The organism is Planomonospora parontospora (assembly GCA_014647935.1).
Lineage (GTDB): Bacteria > Actinomycetota > Actinomycetes > Streptosporangiales > Streptosporangiaceae > Planomonospora > Planomonospora parontospora.
Map to the genome: position 1 here is coordinate 1 of BMQD01000059.1, position 11,027 is coordinate 11,027.

An 11,027-nucleotide genomic window follows, 5' to 3' on the forward strand; every position below is an offset into this window, starting at 1 on the left:
TCCGGGCTGGGCGAGCTGATCGCGGTGCTGAACCGCGCCCAGGCCGCCGGTGTCCGGCTGCCCACCATGACGGCGGCTGGATCACCGCTTTCTGGCGGCACCTGCGCAGCGCGCCCGTCCCCTTCGGCGACATGGCCTGGGATCACGCCCGTCAGATCCTGGCCCGCAGGGGCCAGGACCGGCCCACCGAGGAACAGATCGCCGACGTCGTCAACCAGGTGCTCACCCGGGCCGGGCAAGGACCCGAACGCACCGAGGCCGCCAAAGATCACAAGGTCAGAGCCCGGACCCGGGCCACGGCCGAGCCCGCCTGGCCGCGTCTCGCGCCGCCGCCGCAGCAGGTGACACCGCCCCCAGACCCGTAGGAGGACGGCGAACCGCTGGCCGAGGTCATTCCGCTCGGTGTCTTCGATCCGCAGGAGGAGGCCAAGCGGTGGTGGTGACCGACCTGGCCCAGCTGCTCAACACTCGGGCCGAAGACCGCCGCGATCCCATCACGACGCTGGAAGGCTGGCGTCGCTTCGTCGATGATCCTCCGGCCAGTTTCGATCTGCTGCCGCAGGAGCAGTGGCAGGCTCTCCGCGACGATGAGCGCTTCTCCTACGATGATGCGCGCATCACCTACCACTCCGAGCTGGCCGTCGTGGCCACCTCCACCGTCCGCGAGGTCGCCAAGCAGGGGCGCCTGCTCACCTTGCTGAACCGGCGGGAGATCAGCGCCCGACGCGGAATGATCATCTCCGGTCCGTGGACGACGGGCAAGAGCACCGCGATCAAGCAGCTCGGCCGCACGCACGAGCTCATGGTCCGCGGCCGCCATCCCGGCCAGCGGGAACGCATCCCGGTCGTCTACGTCACCACGCCGCCGAAAGGCTCACCGCGCAAGCTGGCCATGGAGTTCGCCCGCTTCCTCGGCCTGCCCTCGGCCAAGCGATCGACCAACACCACCGACATCGCCGACGCCGTCTGCCAGATCCTCATCGAGGCCCGCTGCGAACTGGTCCTGGTCGACGAGATCCACAATCTCAACCTCGCCACGGTCGCCGGCGAAGACATGTCCGACCATCTGAAGTACTTCACCGAGCACCTGCCCGCCACGTTCATCTACGCCGGCATCAACGTCGAGCGCGAGGGTCTGTTCACCGGAGTGCGCGGAAAGCAGATCGCGGGCCGCTGCGTCCTGATCAACACCCGCCCCTTCCCCTACCAGGCCGAATGGAAGAGCCTGGTCGCCACCATGGAAGCCGAGCTGCGCCTTCACCGGCACACACCCGGCACTCTCGTCGAGCTCGCCCGATATCTGCACCGCCGCACCGGCGGGATGATCGGCAGCCTGTCCCACCTCATCCGCGCCTCTGCGATCACCGCCATCCTGGACGGCCGCGAGGCCGTCAGCCGCGAGCTTCTCGACGAGCTGCCCGTCGATCATGCCGCCGAGTCCGAGGGCGGCGATGCGGCGTGACCGCCCCGCCGCTCTTCGTCTCCTGGAAGGCCCCGCCTCTGCATCGGCTGCCGCGGCGCCCGGCACCGGTCCTGGATGAGACCTTGGACTCCTACCTCACGCGCTTGGCCTCCGCCAATCACCTCGACCCGAAGGCTCTGCGCGAGCGGGTGAGCGGCAGCAGGCACAAGAGCGTCGCCGTTCCCGCCGACCGGCTGGCACGCCTTACCGGTTACCCGCAACGATCGCTGCGTTACGCGATCCTCGAGCTCTGCACCCCCGATGAGCTGCAGTCCATGAACATCAGCAGGCGGCCGCTGCCCGGCCAAGCGCATCGCTGTCGGGCAGGATGCCGCTCCTGCCTTGCCCGGCTCGGTTTCGGCTCCCATGACCCGGGGGTTGTTCGATGGCATCACTTCGAGGACGTCATCTGCTGGCGGCATCGCCGTTGGACGGCACTCAGCCTCGACATCGAAGCGCCGCAGCCCGATGTCGCTCAGCTCAGCGATGTTCTGCGCGCCGGTCGACTCCACCGCCGATTGCGCTGGCGCCACGGCCATGACGCCGTCCTCAACGCGTTCCGCACCGCGCATTACATCTGGTCGCAGTGGACGACCGCCGGCTGGTACTGAGCCGATCGTAAGTTCTGAGACTATCGGCGCTACGGCCTGATGTAGGCCAGCTGCGGGTCGGCGAAGAAGCCCCGGACGATGTCGGGGCGCTTTTGCAGCCGACGCAACCTGGAGTGCATGGCCGCGGCCAGCTCGTGCTCATCGGCGACCGCCTCACGAGCCGCCCCGGCCTTGACGTTCTGATTGACCCACTCATCAGGGTTGAGCTCGGGTGCGTACGCGGGCAGGAAGAACAGGCGCAGCCGCCCGCCGGTGCGCGCGACGAAGTCCCGCACCACACGGGCGGTGGGGATCGAGGAGCCGTCGACGATCAGGATGATCGGGCGGGTGACGGTCCGCAGCAACTGCGCGCAGAACCCGAGGAACGCCCACCGGTCCATCGACCCCCAGGCCAGCCGGTAGCGCAGCGTGCCGTCGGCGCCGACGGCCGAGAACATCTTCACCGACCGGCGGCCCGCCCCCGCCCGCGCGACCGGAGTCCGCCCGATCAGGCCCCAGGTGGTGCCCGAGCGGTGATCGACGCGCATGCTCATCTCGTCGGCGAACAGCACCAGCGCTCCGCGCCGGCGCGCCTGCCGGCGGATCCGCGGAAAGAGGGTGCTCCTCCAGCCGGCGATGGCCGCCTCATCACGCCGCGGCGACCGGTAGAGCGGGCGCTGCACCGACAGGCCCAGGCCGCGCAGCAGCCGCCCGACCGCCGCCACCGACATCCCGATGCCGAACCAGGCCGCGATCACCAGGGCGACCAGCGCCCGGGTCCACAGCACCACGGCGGCGCCCAGGACCTGGCGGGGCACCACATCGCGCACCAGCGCCCTGACGGTCTGCTCCTGGCCGGGCCGCAGCTTCCGCGGCCTACCGGGCGCCTTCTTGATCCGCAGCGCCTCGGTGCCGCCCGATCGCGCCTGGCGTTTCCACCGGAAGATCGATTCGCGGCCCACGTCCAGTGCCTCGGCCACCCGGTCCGGTGACATGCCCTGCTCCAGCAGCCGGAGGGCGAAGACCTTCTCCTCGAACGTCGCTCTGCGACCTTTTCTGGCCATTCCCTCAGCGTGCCCCGTACGGGCATGCTGTCTCCGACGGCCTCGAACAAGTACCAAAACTTATGATCGGCTCAGTATCAGGAACGTTTCCGTGAGCGTCTGGCTGTTCTCGCGGGCCCCGGCGGGGCCCGCGCTTCTTCTGATGACAGCCTTGTCCAGGTGGCCCGCTACCCGGACATCGTTGCCCTTACCCGGCTCCTGGTCATCCCGGAATGGCGGGATCAAGCCCTGTCCCGTGAGTCGCCGATGCTTGTCCATCCGATGTTCATGGCCGAGGTCCAGCGAACGGTTGCTCCCGGATTCACCTTCACCACGGCCAACGACTACCTCCGCAACGACCCTCTTTATCTCTGGATCTTCCACGAACGCCGCAACATCACGATGCGGCGCGTCCGGGCAGCGCGAGGCCGGGGCGAAGGGAGAGGACTGCCGACATGGCATTCCATGATCACACGCCAGTTCAAGTGAGACATCCGGTTACGCGCGCCAGCTCGGATGAGACGGACGCCCTCCGCGGTTTCACCAGAGTTGGCGCGTCGCAGGTCAGAGTGTTGGTCTCACGCCAACTCCGTTGAGACGGGACAGCTCGCCCGGCCAGAGCGGGTTGTGGTCACACCTGATGGGCGTCACCGCGCTGACCTGGCATGCGGAGCGGACGCCGCGGCAGGGGCGTCCTGCGGCGCCCGGTGAAGGGCCGCGCGGGCCCGCGTCACGGACGGCCTCGGCCGTCGTGTCCGGGCGGCCGGGGCGGTCACCAGGCGGCGTACAGCTCGCCCTTGCCCGGGCGCTCACCGCCCGTGATCCGCACCGTCGTGGTGGAGCCGTCGGTGAGGTCGATCCGATGGCCCTGCCAGCGGTGCAGGTGGAGCAGGTGGCGGCCGGTCCCGTCGAGGCTGAAGCGCAGGCTCAGCGAGGCCCCCGCCGGCGGGTCCGCCCGCGTGATCACCTCGGGCCCCGCTCCTGCGCCGGCCGGGACGCGCTCGATGGCGTGACCGGCCGCGTAGATCAGGGAGCCGCCGTCGGGGGTGTAGGCCACCGATCCCAGCAGTGGCAGCCCCTGACTCGGCCGGATCAGGCGCGCGGCGGCGAGCAGGTCGGTCCCCTGGTCGGCGGGGTCGATGACGCCCACGCCCCAGTTGCTGAGCGTTATCGCGATCTGCCGCCCGTCCGGCGCCCAGGCCAGTCCGGCGATCAGTCCGGGGGTGGTCGTGACCCAGTCGCGGCGCTGTCCGGTGGCCACGTCGACGATCGAGACCCTCGTCCCGCCCCGGGTGGGGACGGCGTAGGCGAGCCGGGTGCCGTCCCGGCTCAGCGCCAGGTCCAGCAATGGCGCGCGCAGGCCGTCGTCGGGGCCGGGGACCGCCACCGGCTCACCCGGCCGCCCGTCGTCGTCGAGGGTGACCAGGAAGAGCCGCAGGGGCGTGTCCGGTCCGGTCCATCCGGCCAGTGCGAAGGTGCGGTTGTCGGGTGCGGCGGCCAGGCGCTGCCAGGCGGACGGCACACCCGGCGGGAGCGGGATCTCGGCCAGGAAGCCGCCGGTGGCGGCGTCGTGGACGGCGGGCCGTACCGGGATCTGGGTGTGGTCCTTGGAGCCGGGGACGGGGCGGGCGAACGGGGCCCGGGTGGTGACGACGAACCGCGGCGGTCCCGTCGCGGGCAGGGGTGCGGAGGTCGCCATGGGCGAGGCCAGGGAGGTGACCGGGGGCTCCGGCGGCGGGACGGGGGCCGCAGAGGACGGGATCGTGGATGTGGTGGTCGGCGCCGCGATCGGGAAAGGACTGCCGGAAGGGGGAACGGCGAACGGCGGCGACGGGGGTGGGGATGGCGCCGTAGCTGCGGGAGAGGCATCCCTTCGCAACGAGACCCGTTCGTCCGCGGGGTCTTGGCCGCATCCTCCGAGCAGCGCGAGTACGAGCAGTCCTGCCGCGGTGCCGGTCGCGCGTGAGCCCATCTGGTGAGGATCTTCCCGTTCCGGCCGCGCGTCAAGATCTTCAATCGCTGGGGACGATCCTCCCGCCCGGTGGTGACGGCCGACGCATTCCATGTTGCACGGGTCGGCAACGACTCGAAGATCATCGATCATGTGTGCAACGACATCGGCGCGTTCGGCCCGGGGCTTCGCCGCCGCGCTGGCCTTGCGCTGGCCGGCGCTGAGGGCCGCCTACCGTGCCTGGTACCGCTCCGGACAAGGCTTCGCCCTCGGCGCGGTGCAGACCGTCCCGGTCGATGAAGGGCTCTGGGCGGTCAACATGATCGCCCAGCACGGCATCCGCACCGCCGCGGGCCTGCGCACCGCCCCGGGGTGCGCCGCGGCGACCACAGCGCCCCCATCCGCTACGACGCCCTGTGCAAGTGCCTGACCGCCCTCACCGAGAACGCGACCGAACGCCGGGCCAGTGTGCATCTGCCCCGCATCGGCGCGGGCCTGGCCGGAGGATCATGGGAGCGCATCGCGCCCTTGATCATCCAGGCCCTCACTGATCGGGGTGTCACCGTCACCGTCTACGATCTGCCGTCTGCACGCTGACCCCGACCGAAAGGCGCACCAGGATGGACATGGCGGATCCCGAGCAGGGGCGCGCCGCCGCATCGGCGGCAGCCGCCCAGCTGGTCACGCACGCCGGCGAGGACTTCGACCGGGTGGTCGAAGAAGCCGGGCGGCTGACCGGCCGGTACGGCGCCGCCGCGGCGTGGGCCATGCTGACCAGCAGATACATCACCGAGCTGGAATGCACCACACCGAACCAGCAGCGTGCCGTGGAGATGCTGGTCGCGGCCGCGCTGCGGGCCGCCGCGCAGGTCTGACCCTTCCGCGTCCCGGGGTGTGGCCGCCCGGAGGGCGGTGGGCCGCTACCGCCAGGTGAACGTCACCCGGCGCGCGTCGACCGGTGCGAGCCGCCCGCCCAGGGCCGGGCCGATACGCACCCGATCCAGCAGCACGAGCATCGCGTACCGGTGCGGGCCGTCCGCGTCCTGCCACCAGCGGGCGAAAGCCTCCGCCGTCAGCACGTCCAAGCCACTGGTGTGGCCCAGCTCGGCGAGTCGCGCCCGCGTCTGCGGCGCCGTCATCACCGCCCGCGCCCGCTCGGCGACCAGGTCCTCCAACGGGCCAGCGACCACGCGGACGATCCCGCAGCCGCCACTGGCCGCGTGCACGCCGGAAAGGGTGCCACCGACACGCTCGCCGCGCTGCTGGCCGACTGGAGCGATGTGCGCACCGCCTACGTGCGCGACGTCCACGAGGAGCTGGCGAACCTGCTGGTGATGGCGGGCACCAACGCCGACGTCGACCGGCTGAACGCCGCCGCCCGCGCGCTGCGCCGCGCCGTCGGCGAACTGGTCGGCCCGGACGTCGTCTACGCGCTGGCCGGTGGGCGGCGCCTGGAGCTGGCCGTCGGCGACCACGTCCGGGTGCGCGCCAACGACTACCGCGCGCAGAGGACCGGCGGTCGGCACGCGGACGTGCTCAACGGCTACCGCGGCGTCGTGGTGGCCATCGGCCGCGACCGCTGCGTCGAGGTCGAGTGGCGACAGCAGAGCGCCGACGGGCCGAGACTCGTGCGGGAGGTGCTCGCTCCCGACTACATCGCCGGCGGCGGGCTGTCGCACGGCACCGCGCTCACCGTCGCGGCCGCCCAGGGCCAGAGCGCGCATCACGCCCTGGTCTACGGCATGGGCCTGGACCCGCACACGCTGTATTCGGCGATGACGCGTGACCGGATCAGCGCGCACCTGTATCTGCCGCGCGACGTCCTGGAAACCGACGCCGACCGGGCCCGGCTCGGCGAGCCCCGCACCCGGGCCGAGGAGATCGACCGCGCCGTCACCGCGTATGCCGCCACCCTGGACGGCGAGCGTGCCGACCGGTTCCTGACCCCCGAGCCGCCCCCGATCGCCACCCAGCCCGTCGGCGAGCGCGCCCCCGAGCTGGCGGGCACCCCGCCCGAGCGGGCCCCGCACGCCACCGAGCCCACCGATGCGCGGCAGCGGCTCGCCGCGATCGAAGCCGAGGCCGTCGCGTTCGCCGAAAGTGTGCGGGAGCGCCTGCTCGCTGAGGACGCGCTCGCCGCCCTGGAGCGCTTGCCCGGCGGGCTGGGCCTGCTGAACGCCGAGCAGCTGGATGAGCGTCTGGCCGCTCTGGCCGAGCGAGCCGGCGCCACCGCCGAGGCGGCGCGCCAGGCCCGCCAGGCCGTGCGCGACCTCGCCGCCGGCTCCGACGGGCCACGCGCGGCCGCCCTGCGCGAGCGCCGCGACGCCCTCACCCGGACCGCCGAGCAGATCGGCCGCGCCCAGCAGGCCGGTGCGCGGCTGCAGCAGCTCGACGACGCCCTGGACCAGCTCCGCGACCGGCGCCACGACCTGCAGCAGCAGATCGCTCGCGGGAAGAAGCGCCTGGCAGAACTGGGCGGCCTCACGCGCCTGGTGCCGGCCAGCAACGCCGAGTTCCGCCGCCTGCAGGAACACCTGCCCGCCCTGCGCAAGCGCCTGCAGGCCGTCGCCGAGCGCGCCGAGCAGCTCTGGCTCACCCGACCGGCGCTCCAGGACGCGGCCCAGAGCGCGGCCGCGGCAGCCCCGCCGCGCCACACCTGGACGACGAGACTCACCGAGCACGACACGCTCACCCGACAGTGGGATGAGCGCCTGGCCGCCGCGCGCCGCGCCGACCGCGTCACCCGCACCGCGGCCGCCGCCGACCGGCGCTATAAGCAGGCGCGCGGGCAGCTGGCGACGACGCGCACCGAACACGCCCGCCGCCTGGACCTGACCCCCGACCAGCGCGCGCTCGAGAACGCGGCCCGCGCCGAGCACGCCCGCCGCCAGGCCGCGATGCCGGACCGGGAACGCGCCGCACTCCTGCGCTCGCCCGGCGCCCCGCCGCCCGGCACGATCACGCGCAGCGCCGAGCCGTACCGGCCGCCGTCCCACCGCGACCCGCACCGGCAGCACAACCGCGGACCCGGACTCAGCCGATAGCAGAGCATCATCCACCGGGTCGCGGTCGGGCTTCCGGCGAGAAGCAGACCCGCCCCTTCAACCCGCGCGATGCCTTCGTGGTGTCACAACGCTGTCGCTGTGGGGTGACCGTAGCTGGTTGGGGTGGGCCGATATGCGTGATGTGGGTGTGAATCCACCACCCTGCCTAGATCATTGTCGGTCGATCTTGATATACATGATCGCTTTTATCCTCTCCTTATACGAATGGAGCCTTGGTGGGTTCTCCTCCTAGGCCCGGATTCCTCGCGCCCATCCGGCGGCGAAGATTTCTGGAACGCGCCACCCCCGTGGCGACGGCCTTGACCCTGACCGCATCGCTGCTGGTCGCCGGCAGCACCGTATCCCCGGCGGCCGCTGATCCCCAGCCGAGCACATCACCTGACCCGTCCACGCCCACGACGACCACCTTCCCCCGCCCGGAGGACCCGGACGCCGCTCTGCGCGCGGCCGTGACCGAGGCGAAGAAGCTCGGCAAGCCGGTCGAGGTCGCCGGTACCGAAGCGGAGACCTCGACGACCTGGGCCTACCCGGACGGGCATCTGGCCAGCGATGTGTGGGCGGGCCCGCTGCGGATCAAGGACGACGCCGGGCAGTGGCGGTGGATCGACACCACCCTGGTCGAGCAGGACGGCGTGCTCAAGCCCAAGGTCGCCAAGGCCGACGTGCGGATCTCGGTCGGTGGGTCGGAGCCGTTCGCCACCATGACCGACGCCAAGGACCGCAGCTTCGGCCTGTCGTGGCCGACGCCGCTGCCGCGCCCGCAGATCACCGGTAACGTCGCCACCTACACCGGAGCCGCCGGTCCGGCGGCCGACCTGGTCGTCACCGCGCTGCCGACCGGTTTCCGGCATGACGTGGTGCTGCGCGAGCGGCCCACAGAGCCGGTGGAGTTCCGCCTGCCCGTGCACACCGACGACCTCAAGCTGAGCACGACCGAGTCCGGTGGCCTGTCGCTGACGACCGGCAAGAGCAAGGGCAAGGGCAAGGAGGTAGCCTCGGCGCCCGCCCCGCTGATGTGGGACGCCGCGGCCGACAAGCCCACCGCCCAGCATCCGGGACGTCAGGCCAAGGTCTCGGCGAAGGTGGTGACCGAGGACGGCAAGAGCGTGCTGGTGCTCAAGCCGGATGCGAAATGGCTGGCCGACCCGGCCACCCGGTACCCGGTCACTGTGGACCCCACCACCACTCTGGGGGTGACGCAGGAGGTCTCCATCGTCTCCCCCAACGGGCAGATGGGGATGCCCGGCCAGATCGGGCGTACCCAGGTGTGCACGGCCAACTGCGGCTTCGGCGGCACCCCCACCCGCGTCGAGCAGGTGATGCGGTCACTGCTGGCGTTCGACACCGCCCCCATCGCGAACCGCCAGGTGGTCAAAGCCACCCTGCAAGCGACCCTGCGCACGGAGGCGTGGTCCTGCAACGAGTTCCAGGGCATCACCGCCCAACGGCTCACCGAAGCGTGGGTCGCCGACGACACCTTCTGGGGTGACCAGCCCTCCAGCACGCCGGAGGGCCGGGCCTCGGTCTTGACCTGTGACATGCCGAGCAGCTCCGGGGCGGTGTGGAGCTGGAACCTGACGGAGATCACGCGGCTGTGGGCCTCGGGCACCCCGAACCACGGCATCAGCCTGAGCCTGGCCCGGGAGTTCCCCGTCCCGCCGGGCACGTCCCTGTCGCCGTTCATGGAGGAATACCGCTTCTACGCCGCCCTCCAGGGTGGCAGCACGGTGCCGAAGCTGAGCGTGGACTGGGTGCTGCCGCCGGAGATCCCGACCGTGACGGCCGAATCGATCGACTCCATCGACGGCAACGACGCGATCGCCCGCACCACCAACGTCAAGGTGTCGTACGCCTCGCGGGTGCCCGAAGGCAGCAAGATCAACTACACCGTCTCGGTCAACGACTCCACCATGCCCGCCCCGGCCTCGGAGATCCCGGCCGGTGAGGTGGCGCACTGGAAGCTTGATGAGACCACCGGCGCCACCGCGGCCGACTCCTCCGGCAAGGGCTTCACCGCGACCCTGCAGGGCGCCTACAGCCGTACTCCCGGGCAGCTCGGGCAGGCGGTGAAGCTGGCCAACGACGGCGCCGAGGGCGGCAACGACGCCTACGCCGCCACCGCCAAGCCCGTCCTGGCCACCGACAAGAGCTACACCGTCGCCGGCTGGGTCAAGCTGGACAGCAGCACCACCGACCAGGCCGTCTTCAGCCAGATGGGCGTCAACCAGGCGGCCTTCACCCTGTCGTTCAGCTCGTTTCCCACCGCACCCGAGTTCGATCAACGCTGGGACCTGGAGATGGCCCGGGGTGACACCGCCGGCTGGGTCAGCCCGGTGGCGATCCAGTCCGACAAGGTGGCGAAGATCGGTGAGTGGACGCACCTGGTCGCCCAGTACGACGCGACCGCGCACGAGATGCGGCTGTACGTCGACGGTGTGCTGGCCGGCGAGCGCGACCACACCGTGGAGTGGAACGCCCGCGGCGCCTTCGAGATCGGCCGCGGCAAGGTCGGCGGCAGCCTGGAGTTCCTCAACGGCGCGGTCGACGACGTCCACGTCTACGACCGGGTGTTGACCGCGGACGAGATCCGGGCTCTGCAGGGCGTGCCGACCGTCACCACGCACAACGACGTCCCCTCCGGCCAGGTCCTCGACAAGGTCTTCGCCTTGGACAACCCGGCGAGCTTCAAGTTCGTGGTCAAGGCCTGCCGCGCCGGCGTCACCCCGCCGTCCTGCCAGGAGTCCCCGGCCTACCGCATCACCTCTGACGCGCCCGCGCTGCCCACCGACACCGAGACCCGTGTCGAGGCCGCCACCACCGCCTCGCCTCCTGATCCTGATCCTGATCCTGATCCTGATCCGGATCCGGATCCGGGTGTGGACAAGGGCGTCGCGGCGTGGTCGATGGAGGAAGGCT

11 protein-coding genes are annotated in these 11,027 nt (G+C 71.4%); 8 read left to right on the plus strand and 3 right to left on the minus strand.

Translation table 11 applies throughout. The features are described from left to right. Window positions 1-131 precede the first annotated feature (131 nt). From IEZ07_RS34780 to IEZ07_RS34790, 3 genes are all read left to right on the plus strand, one after another. Window positions 132-365, plus strand: coding sequence for a hypothetical protein (locus IEZ07_RS34780; protein WP_191898690.1), 234 nt, complete (start codon window positions 132-134; stop codon window positions 363-365). Between the two features lie 68 nt (window positions 366-433). Further along, window positions 434-1,462: an ATP-binding protein gene (locus IEZ07_RS34785; RefSeq protein ID WP_239321074.1), complete on the plus strand. Its 1,029-nt coding sequence runs from the start codon at window positions 434-436 to the stop codon at window positions 1,460-1,462. Continuing rightward, window positions 1,459-2,073, plus strand: coding sequence for a TniQ family protein (locus IEZ07_RS34790; RefSeq protein ID WP_275413878.1), 615 nt, complete (start codon window positions 1,459-1,461; stop codon window positions 2,071-2,073). Before IEZ07_RS34785 ends, IEZ07_RS34790 begins: the two co-directional genes overlap by 4 nt. A gap of 29 nt (window positions 2,074-2,102) precedes the next feature. Here the strand turns inward: IEZ07_RS34790 and IEZ07_RS34795 are convergent, their stop codons facing one another. Continuing rightward, on the minus strand, window positions 2,103-3,116 hold the full coding sequence (locus tag IEZ07_RS34795; protein ID WP_191898692.1) for an IS630 family transposase: 1,014 nt from the start codon (window positions 3,114-3,116) through the stop codon (window positions 2,103-2,105). Window positions 3,117-3,275: 159 nt separating this feature from the next. On the opposite strand from IEZ07_RS34795, the gene IEZ07_RS34800 reads away from it, so the two are divergent. After that, a complete protein-coding gene (locus IEZ07_RS34800; protein ID WP_191898693.1) occupies window positions 3,276-3,584 on the plus strand; it encodes a hypothetical protein in 309 nt (102 codons plus the stop codon). A 283-nt stretch (window positions 3,585-3,867) separates the two neighbouring features. Here IEZ07_RS34800 and IEZ07_RS34805 read toward each other — a convergent pair whose 3' ends face one another. After that, the gene (locus tag IEZ07_RS34805; protein ID WP_191898694.1) at window positions 3,868-4,794 is read right to left on the minus strand and encodes a WD40 repeat domain-containing protein; all 927 of its coding nucleotides are present in this window, start codon (window positions 4,792-4,794) and stop codon (window positions 3,868-3,870) included. A gap of 403 nt (window positions 4,795-5,197) precedes the next feature. Between IEZ07_RS34805 and IEZ07_RS36150 the strand changes: the two genes are divergently transcribed. Together IEZ07_RS36150 and IEZ07_RS34815 are read left to right on the plus strand one after the other, a co-directional pair. Continuing rightward, on the plus strand, window positions 5,198-5,476 hold the full coding sequence (locus IEZ07_RS36150) for a hypothetical protein (protein ID WP_239321077.1): 279 nt from the start codon (window positions 5,198-5,200) through the stop codon (window positions 5,474-5,476). Between the two features lie 196 nt (window positions 5,477-5,672). Further along, window positions 5,673-5,921, plus strand: coding sequence for a hypothetical protein (locus tag IEZ07_RS34815; RefSeq protein ID WP_191898695.1), 249 nt, complete (start codon window positions 5,673-5,675; stop codon window positions 5,919-5,921). Window positions 5,922-5,966: 45 nt separating this feature from the next. Here the strand turns inward: IEZ07_RS34815 and IEZ07_RS34820 are convergent, their stop codons facing one another. Then, a complete protein-coding gene (locus tag IEZ07_RS34820) occupies window positions 5,967-6,272 on the minus strand; it encodes a hypothetical protein (protein ID WP_191898696.1) in 306 nt (101 codons plus the stop codon). Between IEZ07_RS34820 and IEZ07_RS34825 the strand changes: the two genes are divergently transcribed. Both IEZ07_RS34825 and IEZ07_RS34830 read left to right on the plus strand, forming a co-directional pair. Further along, on the plus strand, window positions 6,267-8,090 hold the full coding sequence (locus tag IEZ07_RS34825; RefSeq protein WP_191898697.1) for a hypothetical protein: 1,824 nt from the start codon (window positions 6,267-6,269) through the stop codon (window positions 8,088-8,090). The two genes, IEZ07_RS34820 and IEZ07_RS34825, sit on opposite strands and share 6 nt — an antisense overlap. 320 nt (window positions 8,091-8,410) lie before the next feature. Further along, on the plus strand, window positions 8,411-11,027 hold a 2,617-nt coding region (locus IEZ07_RS34830; protein ID WP_191898698.1), incomplete at its 3' end, for a LamG-like jellyroll fold domain-containing protein.

Excerpts from the sequence above, each read along its gene's own strand:
- IEZ07_RS34795 (WP_191898692.1), bottom strand. The coding sequence starts at position 3,116 with ATGGCCAGAAAAGGTCGCAGAGCGACGTTCGAGGAGAAGGTCTTCGCC.
- IEZ07_RS34805 (WP_191898694.1), bottom strand. The coding sequence starts at position 4,794 with ATGGCGACCTCCGCACCCCTGCCCGCGACGGGACCGCCGCGGTTCGTC.
- IEZ07_RS34780 (WP_191898690.1), top strand. The coding sequence starts at position 132 with ATGGCCTGGGATCACGCCCGTCAGATCCTGGCCCGCAGGGGCCAGGAC.
- IEZ07_RS36150 (WP_239321077.1), top strand. The coding sequence starts at position 5,198 with ATGTGTGCAACGACATCGGCGCGTTCGGCCCGGGGCTTCGCCGCCGCG.
- IEZ07_RS34815 (WP_191898695.1), top strand. The coding sequence starts at position 5,673 with ATGGCGGATCCCGAGCAGGGGCGCGCCGCCGCATCGGCGGCAGCCGCC.